Below are 21,914 nucleotides of genomic sequence, written 5' to 3'. Positions count from 1 at the left end.
CACGGAGTGAGGGGGCACCTATCATGCCTGATCCACAGCCCACCATCGTGCTCGTGCACGGCGCGTTCGCCGAGTCGGCGAGCTGGAACGGCGTCCTTGAACGCCTGGGCGCCGGGTACGACTCGGTGGCCGTCGCGAACCCGCTGCGCAGCGTCGCGGGCGACGCCGCGTACGTGCAGGACGTCGTCCGCGGGATCGGCGGTCCGGTTGTCCTCGTCGGCCACTCGTACGGCGGCATGGTGATCACGCAGGCCGCAGCCGGCGACACCTCGGTGCGGGCCCTCGTGTACGTCAACGCCTTCGCCCCGGACACCGGCGAGTCGGCGATGACGCTGTCCGCGAAGTTCCCCGGCAGCACCCTCGCCGACACGCTGGTTCAGTACCCGGTGTCGACCGGTGGGAACGAGGTGGCGATCGGCCAGGACCAGTACCACGCGCAGTTCTGCGCGGACGCGTCGGACGACATGGCCGCGCTGATGGCCCGGACCCAGCGGCCGATCACCGAACAGGGCCTGGGCGACAAGCTCACCGGCGACCCCGCCTGGCGGTCGCTGCCCAGTTGGTTCGTGTTCGGCGACGCGGACAAGAACATCCCCGCCGAGGTGCACCGTTTCATGGCCGAGCGGGCCAACCCCCGGGGGCAGCGCGAGGTCGTCGGCGGCTCGCACGCGATGACGGTGGCCCGGCCGAGCGAGGTCGCCGAGACGATCATCGAGGCGGTTCGGGGAGTGAGCTGACGGTCCGGACGGACAGCCGGCGGTGGGCCGACGACGAGAGGTCGCCGGCCCACCCCTGCCTGTTGGCTAGCGAACCCGTAGCTGCTGGTGGACCGCTGCGGTGGGGGCGTGGACCGGGTCACCCGAGTAGGCGACGTGCACCGGGTACACCCCTGCGGGCAGCCCGTCGGTCGGCAGTTCGGCGACGGCCGCGCCACCACGGAGCGGAACCACCTGGGTGGTGCCGCCGAAGGTGACGGCGACCTCGCCGGTCACCTTCGGAGCCTTGCGGTGCGGAGACTGAGCCCGTACGTCGACGGCCAGCGTGAACGTGCCACCGCGCACGACCGAGGCCGGCGTGGCCTTCGCCTTCACCGCGACTCGGGCCGGGCCCGCAGGCGTCAGGGTGACCTGGGCTGAGCGTGACATGGTCGGATCGACCACCGACGTCGCCACGACAGTGAGCGACGAAGCGGTCTCCGCCGCGGCCACCGAGAGCAGACCGTCCGCGGAGATGGTGGTGTCCGTGGAGGCCGCTCCCTGGACCGACCACGTCACCGCTGGGCTCACACCCTCGTTCGTTGTCACCTGAGCGGTGAACTGCCTGGCCCAGCTCCAGCCCTTCGTCAGGTGCACCGTCGCGGGCGTCACCGACACGGAGTCGACCCCCGACCAGAGGTGGTCCCGGGCGAAGATCGTGAACAGCTGGCCCGCTGTCATCCCGTCGTGCGCGCCGGGGACCTGGGTCGTCGCGGCGGCGTATCCCCGGGCCCGGAAGTTGTCCGCGATGGCGTTCTGGGCGTTGAGGTTGCCCTCGAAGATGCCATTGCCGAGGAAGACGGAGAGGTCTTCGTCCCCGACCGCGTTCGCGATGGTGTCGTAGTCCTGGGTGGTGAGCGACGGATTGCCGGAGAAGTGTCCGTAGAACGCGAAGGTGGTCGGGTAGTTCCTGATGACGACGCCGCCTGTCATCCCGCCGTACGAGAACCCGGCGTAGGCGCGCCCGGAGCGCTCGGTCGAGACGTTGTAGCTGCGCTCCATGAGAGGAAGGATCGTCTGGACCAGGTTGTTGGCCGCGTTGGTCTGGTTGTAGGACCCGAAGCCGAGGCTGGTGCCCGTGAAGTGGTTGCCCATGGTGACGACCACCGTCGGCTCGATCTCACCCTTGGCCGTCATGTTGTCCAGGATGTTCGGGACGTTCGCGGGGACCATGAAGTCGGTCTCGTCGCCGAAGATGCCGTGGGCGAGGTACGCGACCTTGTACGGCTCCGTCCGGTTGGCGTCGTAGTTGGCCGGCAGGTAGACGCCGAGGTAGTGGCCGCTGTCGCCCAGGATCGTGGTGTACGGGACGTACCGGACGGTTCCTCGCTTCGCGCGGTCGGCCACCGGCAACTCGTAGCCCGCACGCGCCTTCAGCACCGGGTCGTTCTGCTTCTTGGCGTACGGCACGTGCACGGCATCGAGCACGTCGTTGTTCCTGACCCGGAACGAGGACTCGCCCGGCGGCCGAGGGTTCGTCGAGGCGGGGTCCCAGATGCGCTTGTTCTCCCAGCCCTGGGTCGGGTCCCAGACCCGGTACCAGAAGCTGAGACCTCCGGCGTGCAGCGGGACCGAGACCGACCAGTTCCCCTTCGGGTCCCTGGTCATGTCCCGGAGGAACTCGGTGCCGCCCGCGTGGTAGCGCCCCGGTTGCCACTCTTCCGGCTGGTAGCGCGTGGTGCCGGTGTCGACGTCGAGCAGGGTCAGGTCCCCGGCGAGGCGGACCTGGGTGGCGTGGAGATTGCGGTAGACGAACGTGACGGTGTAACCGGTCGGTGAGTTGCGGTCCGCCTTGACCGTCGCACCCGGTACGGGTGCGGGCCTGCCGGCGGCGGCAGCCGGCGCGGGGACGACGGCCCCCGCACCGAGTGCCGTGAGCGCGAGAATCGAGATCGCAAGCCGGAGCCTGCGTCTTCCGGTCGTTTCCCTCATGCGCGAAGACTCCTCTGTGGTCGCTCGTCGCGGTCTGGTCCGGGCACTGGCAGTTGAGGGCTTCGATGGTCGCTAAATCGAATTAGCATCGGGAGTGTGGCTGGCTACACCTTTCGATGTCAAGGGTGTCCAGAGCCGAGGCCGGCCAGCGCCTCGATGGGTGCGCTGCCCGCAGCCTGCGGGTTCTCCCAGCTGGCAGCCGCCCGGATGGCAAGGTGATGCCATGGACAGGAAGCACGTCGCGGACTGGCTAACCACCTACGAGCAGCTCTGGCGGACCCCGGGCACGGACGCGCTGGTCACGCTCTTCACCGAGGACGCGAGCTACCAGCAGGGGCCGTACTGGACGCCCGTCGTCGGCCTGCCGGCCATCGCCCGGATGTGGGAGAAGCAGCGCAAGGGCCCCGACGAGGTGTTCCAGCTGACCACGGAGATCGTCGCGGTCGAGGGTGACACGGCCGTGTCGCGCCAGGAGGTCCGCTACGGCGACCCGGTCGACCAGGAGTACCGCGACCTGTGGATCATGCGGTTCGCCGACGACGGACGGTGCCGCTCATTCGAGGAGTGGCCGTTCTGGCCGGGACAGCAGCCGGCCGACCCGCCCGACGGCTCCTGACCGGAAATGGCGCGGCGGCGACGCCCCAGCCACCGGGGTAGGAGACCTGACCGACACGTCGTCGGACCGGTCGCGCTACCTACCGTGAGCTGGGGCGTCACCGTGACGATGTGGACCCGTCAGACCGGGGCGGCCGGGCAGCTCGCGCCGACCGGCGGGGTGGCCCTGGTGATGAGATACCGCTCCACCTGACGACGGGTGCACTCGGTCCGTGGGTAGCTGGCGTGGCCCGACCCCTCGTAGGTGAGGAGATGGCCCCGGCTGCCGAGTTGGCGCACCACCCGCTGGGCCCCGTCGTACGGGGTGGCCGGGTCGTACCGCCCGTTGAGCACCAGCAGCGGCGCGCTCGTCCGTACCCGCAGCTGATGTTGTGGGTTGTTCGCCGTCCAGCCCAGGCAGATCGCGCCGAAGCGGACTGCCAACGGGGAGGCCCGCAGGTGCGGTGCCGTGGCGCGGGACAGGTCGAGATACCGGTTCCAGTCGGCGAACCCGTCGATGGGCAGCGACCAGTCCTGGCAGAACGCCGGAAGCGCGTACTCGGTCAGGTCCTTGTCGCCGTCGACCGGCACCATCGGGGACGCGAGTGAGGCGGGCTCGCCCCGCTCCAGCGCGCGCAGCATGTTCGCGAGATCGGCCCAGGTCGCGTCGAAGAAGTTGACGAAGGTCGCGAATCCCAGCTCGAACCAGGTCAGCGAGGCGCCGGTGGTCGTGTCGACAAGCGTGCCGGCGTCGGCGCGGCGCATCAGTCGGTCGTAGAGCGCCGGCACGTCACGTCCGTGCAGCGCGCAACCAGAGTTCCGCTCGCACCAGGTCACGAACTCGTGGAACAGCGCCTCGTTACTGGCCGCACCGCTGCGGAAATATTCCCGAACCCCCTGGCTGTGGTCCATCACGCTGTCCATGACCAGTGCGCGGACACGGTCGGGAAACAGTTCGGCGTAGGACTGCCCGATCAGTGTGCCGTAGGACCACTGATAGAAGCTCAGCTGCCGCTCACCGAGTGCGGCCCGGATGGCGTCCGTGTCGCGCGCGACGCTCACGCTGTCCAAGTGGTCGAACAGTGGGCCACTGTGAGCGCGGCAGTCGTCGCGCAGCTGGCGGTTGTAGGTGCGGAGCCGCTCGAACTCCGCCGCGTTGGCGGGTGTCAGGGAGGGGTGCCGGGCCAGCAGCGCCGATGAGCAGCGCACCGGCGCGCTTCGGACAGTGCCCCGCGGGTCGAAGCCGACGATGTCGAAGCGGCGCAGCACGTCCGGCCCGAGCTGGCTGTCGGCCGTCAGCGCCACGTCCACCCCGGACAGGCCGGGACCGCCGGGGTTGAAGACCAGAACACCGATGCGGGCGGCCGGGTCGGTGGCGGTGCGCCGCGCCAGCGCCAGTTGGAAGGTCTCCCCTCCCGGTCGGGCCCAGTCGACAGGCAGGCGCAGGGTGCCGCACCGCGTGCCCGGATCGTCGGGCCGTTCCGGGCACGCCTGCCAGTCGATCCGACCGCTCCAACCGCCGGCGGTGTCCGCGGCGATCGACCCGGTTCTGTTGGCCGTCGGCGTGGTGCCCGCGAGCGACGGTGGGGCGTTGAGCGAGAGGGCGACGAGGACCGCGACGACGGCCGAGAGGCTGCCGAGGAGCCGCCGACGTCGAGGGTCAACCCTGCGGGGATGCCGGAAGGTGGTTCTCTTCGTGGTCAACATTCGTCCAGCCTGCCGACGCCCGGTCCACGTCGGATCCATGCCGGTCCGGAGACGGTCGGCGCGGGGAGTTCATCGGTACGCGGCCAGCCGCTCGGACAGCACCGCGGCCTGTGGATGACCGACCCGGTCGAGGATCGCCAACGCCTGCCGCCACAGGTCGACCGAGGTGTCGTGGTCGCCCACCGCCTGATGGATGTCGCCGAGGCGGACGAGCGTGTCCGCCCTCCCGCACGGGTCCTGGACGTCGGAGTAGAGCGTGAGTGCGCGCCGGTAGCAGTCCGCAGCGGTCGGGTGTTTCCCGAGGCCGTGATAGGCGAATCCGAGACTGTCCCAGGTGTGGGCCGCCCCGAGCCGGTCCTCGGCCTCCTCGTAGAGCGCGAGCGCCCGCTCGCAGTAGGTGATGGCGCGGGCGTGCTCGTCCAACTGGGCGTGGCTCCAGCCGAGCGCGTTGAGCGCCGCCGCCTCGCCGAGCCGGTCGTCGGTGCTGCTGGCCAGCGCCAGCGCCTGCCTGGCGTGCGGCAGTGCCGCCCCGGCGTCGCCCTCGATGTCGGACAGCCAGGCGAGGTGCAGGTGGGTGCTGGCCTGCCCCGGGCGGTCGCCGGCCTGGTCGTATCGGGCCATCGCACGCCGGAGGTGATGGTGAGCCGCACCGAACCGGCGGTGCTGGATGTGGGCCAGCGCGAGGTCCCGGTGGGCCAGCGCCTCGGCCCGCGGATCACCGCGGCGGTGCGCGACCGTGACCGCGATGGCCTGTACGGCGGCCAGGTCGTGCCACTGTGAGAGCCGGCTGAGCAGGGGAGTGAGGGCCTGGGCGAGCTGCCCGGCGTGCGCGTCGAAGTTGTGCGCCACCGCGTCGTCGACGGCGGCCAGCAGCACCCGCTGTTCGATGGTGAACCAGGCCAGCGCGGCCCGGTGGTCGGCGAACGCCGACGGTGACGCGTCGGCGGGCAGGGGAGGCGGATCGAGCGGCTGCCAACCGGCGTCGACCAGCCTCGCCGCGTCCCGAGCGACACACAGGTAGTGGTCGAGCACCCGCGTGCGGACGGCGCTACGGTCGGCCGGACGGTCGAGCGCGTACGTCAGCTCCTCCCCGTAGGCGCGGAGCAGATCGTGACAGCGAAAGCGGTTGGGGGACGGTTCGGCCAGCAGGTTCGCCCGGGTCAACTCGTCGAGCGCCGGACGGATCAGGTGCGGCGGCGCCTCGGCGAGGCTGGCTGCGGCCGCCGCGCTGACGTCCGGGGCGGGGTGCAGGCTGATCTGCCGGAACAGTCGGGCCGCGTCCGCGCTGAGCAGGCGGTACGACCAGGAGAGCACGGTCCGCACGTCGGTGGCGGCATCGTCGGTGGCCAGCGCGGCGAGCCCGCCCCGGCTCGCCGCCAGGTCGTCGGCGATGGCCTGGAGCGGAAACGTGGGTCGGGCGGCGGCTCGCGCGGCCACGATGGACAGGGCCAGGGGCAACCGCGCGGTACGTCTGATCAGCTCGTCCACCGCTGCCGGGTGGGCGGCGGCCCGCTGCGCACCCAGTCGGCGGACGAGCAGCCGACGCGCTTCGTCGTCGGTGGGCAGGTCCAGCGCGAGGGGATAAGCGCCATCGGCGGCGACCAGGCCGGGCAGGGTGTGGCGACTCGTCACCAGCACAGCGCAGCGGGTCGACCCCGGAAGCAGCGGTCGCACCTGTTCCGCGTCGCGGGCGTTGTCGAGCAGTACGAGCATCCGCCGATTCGCGGTCAGGCTGCGGTACAGGGCGAACTGGGCCGCCGGCTCGGCGGGGATCTCCAGGGGTTTCACACCCAGGGCGGGCAGAAGCGAGCGTACGACGACGGCCGAGGGTGACGCCTCCTGCGTCGCGGTGCCGAATCCACCCAGGTCGACGTGGAGCTGCCCGTCGGGGAAGTGATGCAGGTTGTCGTGCGCCCAGCGCAACGCCAGCCAACTCTTTCCGACGCCGCCCGTACCGGTGATGACGACGGTGCCGGCCGAGCCGGGGTCGGTGAGCAGCAGCGTGGTGAGCCGGGCCAGCTCCCCGGCCCGGCCGGTGAACAGACTCGGTGGGGCCGGCAGCTGTCGGGGGACCACCCGCGGCGGGCATCTTTCCGGTGGCCGCGAATCGGATGTCAACAGCTCCCGCTCACCCCGCAGGATGCGGGTGTGCAGGTGTTGGAGATCGGGGCCGGGCTCGACTCCCACCTCCTCGGCGAGGAGCTGGCGGAGCTGCCGGTACGTTGCCAGCGCGTCGGCGCGCCGGCCGGTCCGCGCCAGGGCCACCATCAGTTGTCCCCATGGGCGCTCGCGCAGCGGATCGTCGTCGACCTGGCTCCGCAACGGTTCGATCAGCTCGTGATGCCGTCCGGCGCGCAGCTGGAGGTCCGCGACCTCTTCCACCAGGCTAGAGCGCTGCTCCTGAAGCCGTGCCCGGACGGAGAGCAACACCCCCCAGCCGGCGAGGCCCGCGAACGGCTCCCCACGCCAGAGTGCCAACGCGGCCTCGAACGACTCCTGGGCGGCTGACCAGTGACCCTGCCGCAGCGCGGAATACCCGCGCTGGGCCAGGTCGTCGAAGGCCACGCTGTCCACCGTCAGCCCGTCGAGGGCGAGGCGGTAGCCGGTGGGCCCGGCGAGGATGGCGGGGTCGGGGAAGCCCGGGGAGCGCAGCGCCCGGCGCAACGCCCAGACATAGGTCTTCACGTTGCCGGCTGCCGTCTTCGGTGGGCGCCCCTGCCACAGCTCGTCGACGAGTTGATCGATGGACCATCCGGTGCCCGGCTGCGCCATCAGCACGGCCAGGAGGCGCACCTGCATCGGCGTGCCGAGGGCCAGCCGTTCCCCGCAGGCCGACCGCGCCTCGACCGGTCCGAGCAGTTGGTACCGCGTCGCCGGCGGCGCCCCAGCGGGGTCCATCGCCTCATCGTAGGGGCCCGGACCATCCCGCCTCATCGGCTGGACGGCCGCAGCCCGCGCCCGTCTCCCGGTGTGCTCCGTCACGCAGGTGGCATGGTCAGGACGTTGGGGTGCCGCGAGGTGGGCTGCTACAGTCGAGATTGTTGCGGCCGCAAATTTATCAGCGGCAAATACTTTGGGAAGGATGCCTCCGATGACCAAGCTCTCCGTCATCTACTACTCGTCCACCGGTACCCTCCACGCCATGGCCAAGCGCCTCGCCGAGGCTGGCGAGAAGGCGGGCGCCGAGGTGCGGCTGCGTCAGGTTCCGGAGCTCGCCCCGGCGGAGGCGATCGCCTCCAACGCCGCTTGGAGCCAGCACTTCGACTCCACGAAGAACGAGCCGAAGGCGACCGCCGACGACGTCGTCTGGGCGGACGCGGTGCTGTTCGGCACGCCCACCCGTTACGGCAACGTCGCCAGCCAGCTCAAGCAGTTCATCGACACCCTCGGCCCGCAGTGGGCGCAGGGGCTGCTCGCCGACAAGGTGTACGCCGGCTTCACCGCATCCATGACCGCGCACGGCGGCCAGGAGTCGACCCTTCTCGCGCTCTACAACACCGTCCACCACTTCGGCGGTCTGGTCGTCGCCCCGGGTTACACCGACCCGCTGAAGTTCGCCGACGGCAACCCGTACGGCGTCTCGCACGTCACCGGCGGAAGCAACGACGCCCCGCTGGGCGACGCCCAGTTCGCCGCCCTCGACCACATGGCCGAGCGGGTCGTCAAGATCGCCGGGAAGCTCAGCGCCTGAGCGCTGCCGCCATACCGGACGCCCGCGTCGACGCGGGTGCTCGGTTGGGCGAGGGCCGGCCTCCCACGATGGGAGGCCGGCCCTCGGCGCCCTCACACCGCGATCGCCGCGATGGCGGCAAGCGGCCGATGCTCGTCGGTGCCGGGCCGCCGGAGGCGTTCGACCTCCCGGAAACCGGCCCGGCCGAGTCGTTCGGAGATCTCGTCGACCGGCCAGCGGTAGGCGGTCAGGACCTTGTGGTCGAAGGCGCCGACCTCATCGGCGTCGAAGATACCCAGGACCAACCGCCCGTCCGGCACCAACACTCGCCGGAACTCCTTGAGCATGCCGTCGAGCTCCGGCGGCGGAAGATGGATCAACGAGTACCAGGCCAGGATGCCGTCGATGGAGTCTTCGGCGACGTCGAGGCGTTCCATCGAACCGAGGTGGAACTCGACGCCCGGGTGGGACGCCCGTGCATGCGCGATGAACTCGGGGACCAGGTCGATCCCCATCACGTCGACGCCCAGCTCACGAAGGTAGCCGGTGAGGTGGCCAGGCCCGCACCCCAGATCGAGCACCCGGCCGGGCCGGCTGCCCAGGTGTCGTCTGATGAGGGCGAGGTCGTCGGTGTCCACCTGCTGGCTCGTGCCGAACAGTTCGATGTAGAGCTCCGCGACGGACGTGTAAGCCTGCCGCACCGTGTCCGTTTCCATCGCGGAACTATACGGGTCACCAGACCTTGCCGAGGCGGCCTACCGTGATGGCCATGACACGTCGAGCCACACTGGCCGGCATTTCTGCGGGCCTGCTCCTGCTGGGTTGCACGGTTGGCGCGCCGACGGAGAACGAACCCAAACCTCGATCCGCCCCGGTGTCGGGCCCCAGCGCCGATGCCACCACGACGGCCGAGGCGATCGGTCTGCTGCGGGCGGGCACGGCGTTCGTCGATCAGACGAGTTTTCGCAGCGACGTCGATATCGCCAGTCAGGTCACGACGCTGTCGCACAGCGACAACGTCCACAAGCGCTCGATCGGCACCGTTTCGACGCCGGGTGGGGACATCGAGATCCGGATGATCGAAGACGAGGTCTACATGAAGATCGGCCTACCCATGCGCGGTGTCGGCGACGAATGGATGGTCCTGGACCCGGCCCGGGTGCCGTCGGACTTCGCCCTGAGCTTCGCGCCGGGCAGGAACGACTTCGGCGGCTCCGGCCGCCTCATCGAGGCGATCGTCACCGCACGAGCGAACGGGGCCCAGATCACCGGGACGATCGACGTGACCCGGATTGCCGCCGGCAACGGGATCAGCTTCCAACCCCCTCCCGGTGGCGCCCTTCCGGACGGCGCGCGCAGCCACGCGTTCCGGGCGACGCTGGACACCGAGGGTCGGCTGGTCAGCTTCCTGATGCCGGAGGCGAGCGGATTGCCGAACGCCTCCCTGCGCTACAGCGATTTCGGTACGACTGTCACTGTCGCTCGGCCGCCCGGAGCGGTCGCCGCCCCCGACGCCCTCTATCCCCAGCTCGGCCTGGGCGGAGGGAAGTAGCGGCGACCCGCGTTTGCCAGCTTCGGCTAATGCAGTTAGCCTTTAGCTAATTACGTTAGCTTCAGTTGGGGGCGTCATGATCGAAAACCTGGACATTGCCGGCAACACCATCGCCTACGAGGTCTCCGGGCAGGGCCCACTGGTCGTGCTGGCGCACGGCATGGGCGACAGCCGGCACTCCTACCGATCCGTCGCCCCGGCCCTGGCCGCGGCCGGCTACCGGGTCGCCAACGTCGACATCCGTGGCTGCGGCGACTCCAGCCTCGGCTGGGACGGCTACAGCCGCACCGACATCGCGGGGGATCTCCTCGCCGTCGTGCGCCACCTCGGCGGACCGGCCGTGATCATCGGCCAGTCGATCAGCGGCGGTGCCGCGACCATCGCGGCCGCCACCGCGCCCGAGCTGATCGTCGGCGCCATCGAGCTGGCGCCGTTCACCCGCGCACAGTCCTTCGACCTTGGCGGGTTGGTGCGGGTGAAGCGCTTCCGGGCCGGCTACCTCCAACTGGCGCAGGTGCTCGTGCGGGGCAGCCTGGCGAACTGGCGCAAGTACCTCGACGTGGCGATCCCCACCAAGCCCGCCGACTGGCACAGCGAGCTGGCGCGCATCGAGGCCAAGATGAGTGAGCCCGGCCGGATGAAGGTCCTCCAGGCCATGGCCAAGACCAGCCCGGGCGACGCCGGTCGGCAACTGCCCAACGTCACCTGCCCGGTCCTGGTGATCCAGGGCAGCGCCGACCCGGACTGGGCCGACCCGCGGGCCGAGGGTGAGCGCATCATGGCCGACCTGCCGCGAGGGCTCGGCGAGTTGGCTGTGATCGAGGGCGCGGGCCACTACCCGCACGTCCAGACGCCCGACGAGGTTGTCGCCCTGGCCCTGCCCTTCCTCGCCCGGACGCTGACCAATGCCTAAGGCCCGGCTCACCCCGGCGTTGGTCACCGAAGCCGCAGCCGCGCTGGTCGACGAGGTCGGCTTCGACAACCTCAGCATGGGCCTGCTCGCCGAACGGCTCGGGATCAAGACCCCCTCGCTCTACAAGCACGTCACCAGCCAGGCCGAGCTGGCGCACCGGATCGCCATCCTGGCCATGACCGAGGCCGGCGACGCCATCCGCGACGCCATCCAGGGCCGGTCCGGCAGCGATGCCCTCGCCGCGGGCGCGCAGGCGATGCGGACGTACGTGCGGGAACACCCCGGCCGGTACGCGGCCGCCAACGCCACCCGCCCGACCGGCCCCGACGACCCGTTCATCCCGGCCAGCGAGCGGGTGCTCGCCTCCTGGGCGGCCATGCTGAGCGGGTACGGCCTGGACCCCGGCCAGGAGATCCACGCCATGCGGACGCTGCGCAGCGTCCTGCACGGATTCGCCACCCTGGAGGCGGCCGGTGGGTTCCAGATCGACGCGTCCGTCGACGAGAGCTTCACCTGGTTGGTCACGTTCATCGATCAGGGCCTTCGCGCCGGCGCCGCCAGCGGCAGCGACGTCGCCCGCTGACACCGGGTCGCGTCGACCCGTACGGGCTGCCTCTCCATGAGGGGCGGATCGATCACGGGGCGGCCCGGAAGTACGGCCGCTCGCTCGACGAGCCGTCGGCCCTGCTCGAACGCCGACGGCCGAGGTGGTAGGCAGTTGCCGCGGCCAGCGCGACCACGACGATCAGTGCGGCGAAGACCGGGTGCATGTCCTTGGACAGGCTCGGGGCGCGGTCGGGCCCGATGGCCCAGAGGATCAGCGGGGTCGCGTAGGCGGTGGCGAGAGCGACTGTCCAGCGGCGTAGTCCGCGGAGGTGGGCATGCCGCAGGCTGACGGTCAGCGCGAGGACGACCGGGACGATGGCCAGCATGGCGAACTGGCCGACGACCAGGACCGGGACGGCCCAGATCGAGATGATGACGGTCCGGTCGACGCGCTGCGGAGGCGAGGCGGAGGGCATGGTCGTTCCCGTCATCGGGTCGGGTTGGTGGTCGCCCGACGCCACGCCAACCAGCCGCGGCACAGCACGTAGGCAGCCGCGACGACGGCGACGAGCCCGAAGTCGATGATGGCCGACAGGCGTGCCTCGGGGACGTCTCCGATCAGCGCGCCGAACACGACGAGCGCGGCCTTGCCGACGAGCACGATCTCCCAGACGCCGGCCGCTTGACGGGGCCGGACCGCGAGCAGGGCGAAGAGCGCGGCGAAGATGCCGAAGCTGGAGACTCGCCAGCCTTCGATGAACAGGCGGTCGTCGTTGGCGTTGATGGTCAGTAGTACGCCGTTGACGAACGCGACGCCGGTGGCGAGGGACGCCAGGGCCGCCAGCCCGCGGCCTACGAGGTCTGCGCGCTGGGTGGGAGAGGCGATGTCGATTCGGGGAGCAGTCGCGGCGGTCATGGGGCTCCATCTCTGGAAACGGATGTGAACTTACGACCGTTAACTTACGCGCTCGCCTAACATCTGTAAAGTCATGGCGTGACCACACCGAGAACGCGGGCCCGCAACAAGCGCGGCGAAGGTGCCCAGCTGCGCGACGAGATCGTCGACGCCGCGATGGCACTCCTGGAGGACGGCACACCGCAGAACGTGACCCTGCGGGGGATCGCCCGGCAGGCCGGCATCTCCGCGCCGTCGATCTATACGCACTTTCCGGACCTGGACTCGATCCTGCTCGCGGTCGCGCAACGCGCGTTCGACATCCTGGAGCAGGAACTGGGCGCACTGCATGACGCGGACCCGGTCGAGCGCCTGCGCGCGATCTGCGCGGCGTACCTGACCTTCGCCGAACGCCGACCCCATCAGTACCGGGTGATGTTCGGTGCCGTCTGGGATGCCGGGCAGGCCCTTGAGCGGGCCCCGGCCATGGCGGACGAGCTCGCCGTACTCGGCATGGGAGCCTTCGAGGTCTTCCGGCGTACGCTCGCCGACTGCGTCGCGGCGGGACGATCGACCAGCGCGGACCCCTTCGGCGACGCGACGGCGCTCTGGGTCGGGCTGCACGGATTCGCCCAGCTCCAGGTGGCGGCGCCGTTGTTCCCCTGGCCACCGGGGCTGCGCGACTCCATCATCGACCGGATGGCGCTGCTGCGCTGAACGATCGTGTCGCCGTCGTGCGACGATTTCCGGCGTGGCAGAGACTGCGGCGACGTTGACCGAGATCCGTGCTCGGATCGACGAGCTGGATCGGGAGTTGGTCGGGCTGCTCGCCCGGCGGGAGGCGCTGGTCCGGCAGGCCGCCCCGCTCAAGAGCGACGCTCAGGCGGTCCGTGCGCCGGACCGGGTGGCGCAGGTGGTGGCCCGGGTCCGGACGTTGGCCAGCGAGGCCGGTGCCGACCCGGATCTGATCGAACGGATCTACCGGGGCATGATCCAGGCCTTCATCGACATGGAGACCGACGAGCATCACCGCATCACCGGCGGGTCGGCGCCGACAACGCGATGATCCCCCGGGACGGGCGCGGTCAGGTCGCGGAGCGGCTCTCACCGTCCGGGCTCGCCAAGGAGGGCGGCGCGTAGCCGAGCTCGTACGAGATCTTGTTGGCGGTCTCCAGGAGCAGCGGAAGGTTGCTCTTGAGCTGGTCGAGGCTTGCGATGACCTCGATCGCCGTGATCGAGGCGGCGGCGATGACCTGCCCCCGCGAATCCCTGATCGGCGCGGCCACGCACATCACATAGGCGTCGTGCTCGCCGTTGTCCATGGCCCAGCCGCAGTCGTGGATGCGGGCGAGTTCGGCTTCCAGGGCGTCGTGGTCGGCGAAGGTGGTGTCGGTGAATTTCTCGAAGACGACGTGGGAGAGAAGGCGGTCGCGTTCCTGCCGGGGTAGGTAGGCCAGGATCGTCTTGCCCACGGCGCTCGCGTAGATGGACACCGCGCGTCCGATCCGCGAGGGCAGCTTGACGGCGTCGAACGCCGGGCTGTCCACCTTGTCGATATAGATGATCTCGTCGCCGGTCAGTTGCGCCAGGTGTACGGTGTGGCCGGTCTCGCGTTGCAGCGCACGTAGGTGTGCGGCTGCGGGCTGGCGGAGGTCCATCGAGCCGAGCGCGAGCTCGGACAACTCGATCAGGCCGCTGCCGAGGACGTAGGTGCCCGCGCCGGTCCGGCGGACGAAGCGCGCGGACTCCAGTGTCTGCAGGATGCGCAGGGCTGTGGACTTGTGGACGCCGAGCACGTCCGCAGCCTCCGTAAGGGACAGCGGGTGCTCCGCGGATCGACGGATGAGGTCGATCGCGCGACGAATCGATTGCGCCAAGGCTGTGTCTCCCCTCGCGCGACGGGCAGCGCCGTCGCTGTCATTGCACATTATGCAATATAGATGACGCGATGCGCAATCGCCACTTGACACCGTTGCACATGACGCTACGATCGTTGCAATTTCATCGGCTTGATGCCAACTCGTAACAGTGGAGTAACGATGGGTAATAAGCGCGCTCATTTCGGCATCGCCAGGGCGACATGTGCCCTCGGCCTGGTCGCCACCCTCTTGACCGGTTGCGGCTCGGACGGCGATTCCGGCGACGGCGTCACCAAGCTGACCTTCGCCGCCTCGACCTTCGGCGACCCGGGCCGCGGGCCCTTGTTGACGAAGTGGCTCGACGAGTTCAATTCGAGCCAGACCAAGGTCCAGGTCTCCGCCGCCGCGGTGCCGTACCCGACCTTCGGCCAGACCGTGCTCACCCAGATGGGCAGCGGCAAGGGCCCCGACCTGGTCCGCTTCGACATGCCCGAGTTCGAGGCGGCCTCCGACGCCGGCCTCATCGCGCCGCTGGACAAGGTGATCGACGCCAGCAAGTACGACCTGCTCAAGCAGCCGGACCAGTTCATGGTCCACGACGGTGTCCGGCACGGCGTCATCTTCGAGGCGTCGAACTACGCGATGTTCTACAACGCGGACCTGATCCCGACGCCGCCGACCACCTACGAGCAGTTCACCTCCACCGCGAAGTCGCTGACCAAGGGTGACGTCTTCGGCCTGGCGTTCCGCCAGACGGAGGCCGAGGAGGCCGGTGTCTGGCAGGACATCTTCAACTACGTCTACGGCTTCGGCGGCGCGTGGTCCGACGGCAAGAACCTGACGATCAACTCGCCGGAGAACCTCAAGGGCCTACAGGCGTTCAAGGACCTGTACGACGCGAACGTGATCCCGCGCGGAGCGGACGCGGCCACCTTCCGGCGGATGTTCGCCGAGGGCAAGGTCGGGATGGAGCTCAACAACGGCGGCTACGTGACCGCCACCCGCGGCCAGAACGCCAAGCTGAACTTCAACGTCGCGCCCATCCCGTTCCCGGTCCGCAAGCAGGGCGCGATCCTCGCCCCAATCGTGATCAACGAGGCGAGCGAGGGCAAGGACGAGGCCGGCACCTTCATCAAGTGGGCGCTGGAGCCGCAGAACCAGGTCAAGCTGCAGGAGATCCTCGGCGCGAGCAGCGTCGCCACCACCACGCAGCGCAGCGCGGACGCGCTCAAGGCGACCCCGTTCCTCCCCGTCTTCGACGGGCTCACCGAGACCAGCCTGCCGCAGATCGTGCTGGGGTTCGAGGCCAAGACTCCGGACATCCGCAAGGTGGTCGTGCAGAACGTGGTCGCGGCACTGCAGGGCAAGGCCGACCTCAAGTCGGCACTGGATCGCGCCCAGCAGCAGGCGAGCGAACTGGTCCGCTGACCGCTCGACACGGCGACGCTGCCGGCGCAACGATCCGTGCGCCGGCAGCGTCCTTCCCCCAGAAGGATCGAACCCGATGACTGTGGTCGAGCAGACCGGAGCACCGAAGACAACACCTCCAGGCCGGCCCCGGCGTCGGCCCAGCCCGCTGGGCAGCAAGTGGACGCCGTACCTGTTCCTGGCACCCGCCGCCCTGTTCATCCTCGTCTTCCAGGCGGTACCCCTCGTTCAGGAGGTGTACCTCAGCTTCACCAGGACGAGGCTGCTCAACCCCACCCGCAGCGAGTGGGTCGGCCTCGACAACTTCAACCGGATCTTCGGTGACCCCGAATTCCATCGCACCCTGCTGATCACCTTCGTCTACGTGATCACCTGTGTGGTCGTCGCGATCGGCGCCGGGCTCGCCGTCGCGCTCCTGCTCAACAGGAAGTTCCGCGGCCGTGGCGTGGCACGGGCGCTGGTGACCGTCCCGTGGGCCGCCCCGGGCATCGCGGTCGCGCTCATCGCCACCTGGATGCTCAACGCGCAGTACGGCATCGTGAACCGCTTCCTCGATGCCGTCGGACTCGGTGTGCCCGGCGGCGCGATCCTGGACAGCTCGCGCTACGCGCTCCCGGCGGTGCTGGCCACGACGATCTGGCAGTTGTTCCCGTTCACCTCCGTGGTGCTGCTCTCCGCGCTCCAGTCCGTTCCGCAGGACCTCAACGAGGCCGCGACCGTGGACGGCGCCGGGCGATGGGCCACCTTCCGCGCGGTCACCTGGCAGGTCATCAAGCCGACAGTGGGTCTGCTGGCCCTGCTGATGACGATCTGGTCGCTGCGGCGGTTCGAGCTGATCTGGCTGATGACCAAGGGCGGGCCGGTCGGTGCCACCGAGACGCTCGTCATCGACCTCTACTCGCAGGCGTTCGATTCGAAGGAACTCGGATCGGCGGCGGCCATCGGAATGGTCGGCGTCGTCATCTCGCTCATCGTCATCATCGGCAGCCGCCTGGTCGCCCGTGCCGTGGAGAAGGGGGACGTCCGATGAGGCGCTTCCGATTCGGTGTCACCGCACGGATCGTCGCCGTGCTCGTCGTACTGGGTGTCGCGGTGTTTCCGCTGTACTGGATGTTCGTCACGGCGTTGTCCAGCAACAGCGACCTCTTCGCCGATCAGCCCCGGCTCACGCCCGACCTCGGTCAGTTCGGGGTGTTCGTGGACGCGCTCGCGGAGGGCAAGGCGGCCGGGTGGCTGCTCAACAGTCTGATCATCGCCGTCGGCACGATGGTTCTCTCCGTCGGCCTGGGCATCCCGCTCGGCTACGCGCTGTCCCGGTTCTCGTTCTGGGGCAAGGCCGTGCTGACCGTCGTGCTGCTCTTCACGCAGATGCTTCCCGAGGCGCTCATGGTCGTCCCGCTGTTCGCGCTGTTCCGCCGCTTCGAACTGCTCGACTCGCTGACCGGCCTCGTCCTGGTGAACTCCGCCTTCGTCCTGCCGATCGTCGCGCTGATCCTCAAGGGCGCCATCGACGGCATCCCGAAGGAGCTGGAGGAGGCCGCGCGTGCCGACGGCGCCCGGCCCTTCACCACCCTGACCCGCATCAACGTGCCGCTCATCGCGCCGTCGATCGCGGCCACCGCGGTCATCGCCTTCTTCCACGCCTGGAACGAGTACGTGTTCGCGGTGACGTTCATCTTCAACCCCGAGCTGCAACCCGCCTCCGTCGGCATCGCGAACTTCATCGGCGAACTGGGTACACCGATCCAGACGGTGATGGCTGTCGCCTTCCTGTTCACGTTGCCTGCCGTCGCCTTCTACCTGTTGGTGCAGAAGTACGTGGTGTCGGGCATGACCGCCGGTGCGGTGAAGGGTTGAGCCGAAAAATGAAGATCGTCTCTGTCGACACACTGGTCGTCGACTTCTACCGTACGAACCTCGTCATCGTGCGCGTCCACACCGACGAGGGGATCATCGGGCTCGGCGAGGCCACCCTGGAGGGCAAGGAACGTGCCGTCCAGGGCGCCATCGCCGAGCTGGCCGAGGCGGTGGTGGGCCTGGATCCCACCAGCATCTCGAAGATCCTCTACGAGACGGCGCGGGACTGGTACTGGCGCGGCGGGCCGGTCATCATGACGGCGTTGAGCTCGCTGGAGATGGCCCTGTGGGACATCTCGGCGCGCGAGCTCGGCGTACCGGTCTCCCGGCTTCTCGGCGGTGCGACCCGCGACCGGGTCCGCGCGTACGCGAATGGTTGGTTCTCCGGCGCCGTCACGCCGGAGGACTACGCGGCCGCCGCGCGCCGGACGGTGGAGTCGGGCTTCCGGGGCCTCAAGTGGGACCCGTTCGAGAACTACGACCTCACCATCACCACCGCCCAGTTGGACCGGGTGCTCGCCCAGATCGACGCCGTCCGTCAGGCGGTGGGCCGCGAGGTGGAGCTGTTCGTCGAGGGGCACGGCCGCTTCGACGTCCGCCACGCCATCAAGGTCGCCAACGAGATCGCCCAGTTCGACCCGGTGTGGTTCGAGGAGCCCTGCCCACCGGACAACCTCGATGCGCTCGTCGACATCCGTCGCGCGTCGCCGGTGCCGATCGCCGCGGGGGAGCGGTGGTACGGGCGGCAGGGCTTCGCGCCGGCGCTGGCCCGCCAGGCGGTCGACTTCGTCCAGCCCGACGTGACGCACGCTGGCGGGATCGCCGAGTTGGCCTTCATCTCCACGCTCGCCGCGACCAGCTACGTGGGCTTCGCGCCGCACAACCCGAGTGGCCCACTGAGCACGGCCGCGACGCTGCAACTCGGGGCGACGTTGCCCAACTTCCGGTACCTGGAGATCATGGCGACCGACGTGCCCTGGCGTCCCGAGATCACCAACGAGCGGCTGGTGCTGACCGACGACGGCGACATCCTCATCCCGACCGGGATCGGCCTGGGCATCGAGGTGGAACTCACCGCGATCGAGCAGCATCCGTTCACACCGCACCCGCTGCGGATGTTCCAGGACGCCGTCTTCGACATCCGTCCCCGCGACGAGCGGTCCTTCTTCAACCTGGAGAGCGACTCATGACGCTGCCACGGCCCCGGGGGTCGGCCGCGGGCGCGGACTGGGTAGGCACCGCAGCCGAGGCGTTGCCGGACGATGCCGACGGCGTCCTCATCGGCCGGATCTGGGACCCGTCCGGCGACGGCCCCTCGCCGGTGACCGTCCGCGACGGCGAGGTCATCGACATCAGCCACCGGTTCCCGACCGTCCGCGACATCTGCGAGCTGCCCGATCCCGCCGCGACGGTGGCCGGGCTCGACGGGCCGAGGGTGGGCGACTTCGGGGAGATACTGGCCAACACGGGGGCCGCGCCCCGAGACCCTGACCGGCCCTGGTTGCTCGCCCCGGTCGACCTCCAGGCGCTCAAGGCCGCGGGCGTGACCTTCCCGATCTCCATGATCGAGCGGGTGATCGAGGAACGGGCGCGGGGGGACCTGGCGCTGGCGGCGGACATCCGGCACCGCATGCTCGCCGACGTCGGTGTCGACCTGCACAGCCTGGAGGCGGGCTCGCCGGAGGCGGATCGGCTCAAGAGCCTGCTGGTCGCCGAGGGCATGTGGAGTCAGTACCTGGAGGTGGGGATCGGCCCGGACGCCGAGATCTTCACCAAGGGGCAGATCCTCTCCGCCGTCGGCACCGCCGTTCCGGTCGGCGTGCTCGCCGCGTCGACCTGGAACAACCCGGAACCCGAGGTCACGCTCATCGTCCAGTCCAGTGGCCGGATCGTCGGCGCCACCCTCGGCAACGACGTGAACCTGCGCGACATCGAGGGCCGCTCGGCGCTCCTGCTTCCCCTGGCGAAGGACAACAACGCCTCCTGCGCCCTCGGCCCCCTGATCCGGCTCTTCGACGACCGGTTCGGCATGGATCGGGTACGCGAACTCGAGGTGCGCCTGGAGGTTCGCGGCGAGGACGGCTTCCACCTGGAGGCGGTCTCGGAGATGACCCAGATGTCGCGTGACCCCGAGGAACTGGTCCGGCAGCTGATCGGGCCGCACCACCACTATCCCGACGGCGCCGCCCTGATGCTCGGCACCATGTTCGCGCCCATTCAGGACCGGGACCGCCCCGGTGAGGGCTTCACCCACAAGGTCGACGACGTGGTACGGATCAGCTGCCCGGCGCTCGGCACCCTGGTCAACCGGGTGCGGCACGCGGAGGAGTGCGAGCCCTGGCACTTCGGCGTCCGCGATCTCATGGGCAATCTGGTAAGGAGAGGACTGCTGTGAACGTGGTCATCACGGTCGATCCGCGCGACGGTCAGCGTCGCGCGACGGATCTCACCGAGACCGACGAGTCTCGGCTGGAGGTGATCGCCGGTCAGACGTCCCCGGCGGCGCAGTGGCTGGCCGAGCGCGGGAGGCGCGGCCGCGCGGAGTTGCTGGACGCTATCGCCGCGTCGCTGGAGTCCCGTCGAGTGGATCTGGTCGCTGCCGCCGAGGCGGAGACCGGGCTGAGCCACGCGCGACTCGACCAGGAACTCACCCGGGCGGCGCTTCAGTTCCGGATGTTCGGCGAGGTGCTGCGCGACGGGGCGTACGTCGAGGCCACCATCGACCACGCCGCCGACACACCACTCGGTCGTGGCCCGGACCTGCGGCGGATGCTGGTACCCCTCGGGCCGGTCGCCGTCTTCGGGGCCAGCAACTTCCCGTTCGCCTTCTCGGTCGCCGGCGGTGACACGGCCGCCGCGCTCGCCGCCGGGTGCCCGACGATCCTGAAGGCCCACCCGTCCCACCCGCTGACCTCGCACGCCTCCGCCGCCGCGATCGAGTCGGCCGTCCGCGACCTCGGCGGGCCCGAGGGTGTCGTCGCGACGGTGTACGGGGAGCAGGCCGGCCGTTTGCTGGTACGTCACCCGGCGATCCGCGCGGCCGCCCTGACCGGCTCGGTCAACGCCGCCCGTGCCATCCAGGCGGCCATCGACGAACGACCCGACCCCATTCCCCTGTACGCCGAACTGAGCAGCGTGAACCCGATCGTCGTCCTGCCCGACGCGGCTGCCGCCCGGGGAGACCAGATCGCCGAGGGGCTGTTCGGCTCCTTCACGAACTCGGGCGGTCAGCTGTGCACCAAGCCCGGCCTGGCGTTCATTCCGACCGATCCGGAGGGTGATCGCCTGGTCGACGCGTTGCGGGCCAGAGTCGACGCGTCGGGTGGCACCGTGCTGCTCAACGAGCGCATCCGGGACGCGTACGAGAACCGGGCCACGGAGTTCGAGCGGGCCGGCGCTCGGGTCTCGGCGCGGCCCACTGTCGATCCGGGCGCGGGCTTCACAGTGGCACCGACCCTCCTGGAGGTCGGCCTCCCCGGCCTGACCGCCGACATCGCCGACGAGTGCTTCGGCCCGCTTCTGATCGTGGTCCGGTACGACGACGCCGCCGACCTCGACGCCGCGCTGGCCACCGTCCCGCCGTCGCTGACCGGCTCGCTTCACCGCGGACCGGGCGACGACGCCGACGTGGTACGCCGACTGGTCGACGTCCTCGCCGCCCGCGCGGGGCGCATCGTCTTCGACGGTTACCCCACCGGTGTCCGGGTGTCGTGGGCCCAGCACCACGGTGGACCGTGGCCGTCGACCAACGCCGTGCACACATCGGTGGGCGCCACGTCGATCCGACGGTTCCTCCGCCCGCTGGCGTGGCAGGACGCTCCGGCCTGGGTCCTCCCGGAGGAGTTGCGCGACGAGTACACCGCCATTTCCCGGCGAGTCGACGGGAGGTTGCAGCCAGCGGTGGAATAACCGCGTCCGCCGGTCTCTCCCGGGTGCGTTTCCGGGTCATCTGTGACTGGCGCGCGAATTCCTGACGACATTGACCCGACAGGGAATTCGCGCGCCAGTTGTTCTGGCGCCGCTGAAGCGCGCCCAAATTGTTTCGACGCGATTCTATGCTCCGATTTTCGCCTTGACCGCCAATGCGATTCATGGTTGTGTTTTCGACAGGGAACGATGTTAGCGCTCGCATAGCTGCATCGCTCGTTACTGGTATCCCTTCACCTCACCATCGAATGGTCGTCGGCCGCTCGGTGCGGTCTGACC

Annotated in this window: 21 protein-coding genes; 14 read left to right on the top strand and 7 right to left on the bottom strand. The window is 69.8% G+C overall.

Annotated elements, in window-relative coordinates; translation table 11 throughout:
• The first annotated feature begins 23 nt into the window (after window positions 1-23).
• A complete protein-coding gene (locus ACQRWP_RS14910; RefSeq protein ID WP_430502826.1) occupies window positions 24-737 on the top strand; it encodes an alpha/beta fold hydrolase in 714 nt (237 codons plus the stop codon).
• A gap of 66 nt (window positions 738-803) precedes the next feature.
• On the opposite strand, the gene ACQRWP_RS14905 is transcribed toward ACQRWP_RS14910, so the two are convergent.
• Window positions 804-2,687, bottom strand: a complete 1,884-nt coding sequence (locus ACQRWP_RS14905; protein WP_430502825.1) for an alpha/beta hydrolase-fold protein — start codon at window positions 2,685-2,687, stop codon at window positions 804-806.
• A gap of 223 nt (window positions 2,688-2,910) precedes the next feature.
• Here ACQRWP_RS14905 and ACQRWP_RS14900 point away from each other — a divergent pair, with 223 nt between their 5' ends.
• Entirely contained in the window at window positions 2,911-3,303 is a 393-nt protein-coding gene (locus ACQRWP_RS14900; protein WP_430502824.1) for a YybH family protein, read from the top strand.
• 119 nt (window positions 3,304-3,422) lie between these two features.
• On the opposite strand, the gene ACQRWP_RS14895 is transcribed toward ACQRWP_RS14900, so the two are convergent.
• Both ACQRWP_RS14895 and ACQRWP_RS14890 read right to left on the bottom strand, forming a co-directional pair.
• Window positions 3,423-4,988, bottom strand: coding sequence for an alpha/beta hydrolase (locus ACQRWP_RS14895; RefSeq protein WP_430502823.1), 1,566 nt, complete (start codon window positions 4,986-4,988; stop codon window positions 3,423-3,425).
• Between the two features lie 69 nt (window positions 4,989-5,057).
• The gene (locus ACQRWP_RS14890) at window positions 5,058-7,886 is read right to left on the bottom strand and encodes an AfsR/SARP family transcriptional regulator (RefSeq protein ID WP_430502822.1); all 2,829 of its coding nucleotides are present in this window, start codon (window positions 7,884-7,886) and stop codon (window positions 5,058-5,060) included.
• A 184-nt stretch (window positions 7,887-8,070) separates the two neighbouring features.
• On the opposite strand from ACQRWP_RS14890, the gene wrbA reads away from it, so the two are divergent.
• On the top strand, window positions 8,071-8,679 hold the full coding sequence (gene wrbA, locus ACQRWP_RS14885) for an NAD(P)H:quinone oxidoreductase (protein ID WP_430502821.1): 609 nt from the start codon (window positions 8,071-8,073) through the stop codon (window positions 8,677-8,679).
• A 92-nt stretch (window positions 8,680-8,771) separates the two neighbouring features.
• Here wrbA and ACQRWP_RS14880 read toward each other — a convergent pair whose 3' ends face one another.
• Window positions 8,772-9,374 carry a class I SAM-dependent DNA methyltransferase gene (locus ACQRWP_RS14880; protein WP_430502820.1) on the bottom strand — a complete coding sequence of 201 codons (603 nt, stop codon included), beginning with the start codon at window positions 9,372-9,374 and terminating at the stop codon, window positions 8,772-8,774.
• A gap of 53 nt (window positions 9,375-9,427) precedes the next feature.
• Here ACQRWP_RS14880 and ACQRWP_RS14875 point away from each other — a divergent pair, with 53 nt between their 5' ends.
• From ACQRWP_RS14875 to ACQRWP_RS14865, 3 genes are all read left to right on the top strand, one after another.
• Window positions 9,428-10,210, top strand: a complete 783-nt coding sequence (locus ACQRWP_RS14875; RefSeq protein WP_430502819.1) for a hypothetical protein — start codon at window positions 9,428-9,430, stop codon at window positions 10,208-10,210.
• 76 nt (window positions 10,211-10,286) lie between these two features.
• The gene (locus tag ACQRWP_RS14870) at window positions 10,287-11,123 is read left to right on the top strand and encodes an alpha/beta fold hydrolase (protein WP_430502818.1); all 837 of its coding nucleotides are present in this window, start codon (window positions 10,287-10,289) and stop codon (window positions 11,121-11,123) included.
• Window positions 11,116-11,706, top strand: coding sequence for a TetR/AcrR family transcriptional regulator (locus tag ACQRWP_RS14865; protein ID WP_430502817.1), 591 nt, complete (start codon window positions 11,116-11,118; stop codon window positions 11,704-11,706). The genes ACQRWP_RS14870 and ACQRWP_RS14865 overlap by 8 nt, the downstream gene beginning before the upstream one ends.
• Window positions 11,707-11,758: 52 nt before the next feature.
• On the opposite strand, the gene ACQRWP_RS14860 is transcribed toward ACQRWP_RS14865, so the two are convergent.
• Complete coding sequence (locus ACQRWP_RS14860) at window positions 11,759-12,160, bottom strand: hypothetical protein (protein WP_430502816.1); 402 nt, start codon at window positions 12,158-12,160, stop codon at window positions 11,759-11,761.
• Window positions 12,157-12,585 carry a hypothetical protein gene (locus ACQRWP_RS14855; RefSeq protein WP_430502815.1) on the bottom strand — a complete coding sequence of 143 codons (429 nt, stop codon included), beginning with the start codon at window positions 12,583-12,585 and terminating at the stop codon, window positions 12,157-12,159. The genes ACQRWP_RS14860 and ACQRWP_RS14855 overlap by 4 nt, the downstream gene beginning before the upstream one ends.
• A 78-nt stretch (window positions 12,586-12,663) precedes the next feature.
• Between ACQRWP_RS14855 and ACQRWP_RS14850 the strand changes: the two genes are divergently transcribed.
• Both ACQRWP_RS14850 and ACQRWP_RS14845 read left to right on the top strand, forming a co-directional pair.
• Window positions 12,664-13,281, top strand: a complete 618-nt coding sequence (locus ACQRWP_RS14850; protein ID WP_430502814.1) for a TetR/AcrR family transcriptional regulator — start codon at window positions 12,664-12,666, stop codon at window positions 13,279-13,281.
• 34 nt (window positions 13,282-13,315) lie between these two features.
• Window positions 13,316-13,630, top strand: a complete 315-nt coding sequence (locus ACQRWP_RS14845; protein WP_430502813.1) for a chorismate mutase — start codon at window positions 13,316-13,318, stop codon at window positions 13,628-13,630.
• 19 nt (window positions 13,631-13,649) lie between these two features.
• Here the strand turns inward: ACQRWP_RS14845 and ACQRWP_RS14840 are convergent, their stop codons facing one another.
• Window positions 13,650-14,492 carry an IclR family transcriptional regulator gene (locus ACQRWP_RS14840; protein ID WP_430502812.1) on the bottom strand — a complete coding sequence of 281 codons (843 nt, stop codon included), beginning with the start codon at window positions 14,490-14,492 and terminating at the stop codon, window positions 13,650-13,652.
• 111 nt (window positions 14,493-14,603) lie between these two features.
• Between ACQRWP_RS14840 and ACQRWP_RS14835 the strand changes: the two genes are divergently transcribed.
• The 6 genes from ACQRWP_RS14835 to ACQRWP_RS14810 all read left to right on the top strand — a co-directional run bounded on the left by ACQRWP_RS14835 (window position 14,604) and on the right by ACQRWP_RS14810 (window position 21,617).
• Window positions 14,604-15,851 (top strand): ABC transporter substrate-binding protein, encoded by a 1,248-nt coding sequence (locus ACQRWP_RS14835; RefSeq protein WP_430502811.1) that lies wholly within the window; start codon window positions 14,604-14,606, stop codon window positions 15,849-15,851.
• 76 nt (window positions 15,852-15,927) lie between these two features.
• Window positions 15,928-16,881 carry a carbohydrate ABC transporter permease gene (locus ACQRWP_RS14830; RefSeq protein ID WP_430502810.1) on the top strand — a complete coding sequence of 318 codons (954 nt, stop codon included), beginning with the start codon at window positions 15,928-15,930 and terminating at the stop codon, window positions 16,879-16,881.
• Window positions 16,878-17,708 (top strand): carbohydrate ABC transporter permease, encoded by an 831-nt coding sequence (locus tag ACQRWP_RS14825; RefSeq protein WP_410816798.1) that lies wholly within the window; start codon window positions 16,878-16,880, stop codon window positions 17,706-17,708. Before ACQRWP_RS14830 ends, ACQRWP_RS14825 begins: the two co-directional genes overlap by 4 nt.
• Before the next feature lie 8 nt (window positions 17,709-17,716).
• Window positions 17,717-18,898, top strand: a complete 1,182-nt coding sequence (locus tag ACQRWP_RS14820) for a mandelate racemase/muconate lactonizing enzyme family protein (RefSeq protein WP_430502809.1) — start codon at window positions 17,717-17,719, stop codon at window positions 18,896-18,898.
• Window positions 18,895-20,103 (top strand): fumarylacetoacetate hydrolase family protein, encoded by a 1,209-nt coding sequence (locus tag ACQRWP_RS14815; protein WP_430502808.1) that lies wholly within the window; start codon window positions 18,895-18,897, stop codon window positions 20,101-20,103. Before ACQRWP_RS14820 ends, ACQRWP_RS14815 begins: the two co-directional genes overlap by 4 nt.
• Window positions 20,100-21,617, top strand: coding sequence for an aldehyde dehydrogenase family protein (locus ACQRWP_RS14810; RefSeq protein WP_430502807.1), 1,518 nt, complete (start codon window positions 20,100-20,102; stop codon window positions 21,615-21,617). The genes ACQRWP_RS14815 and ACQRWP_RS14810 overlap by 4 nt, the downstream gene beginning before the upstream one ends.
• The last annotated feature ends 297 nt before the right edge of the window (window positions 21,618-21,914 follow it).

It is taken from the genome of Micromonospora trifolii (genome assembly GCF_050516465.1).
Classification (GTDB): domain Bacteria; phylum Actinomycetota; class Actinomycetes; order Mycobacteriales; family Micromonosporaceae; genus Micromonospora; species Micromonospora trifolii.
The sequence above is the reverse complement of the archived record's forward strand: the minus strand, read 5'-3'. Positions and strand labels throughout refer to the sequence as shown.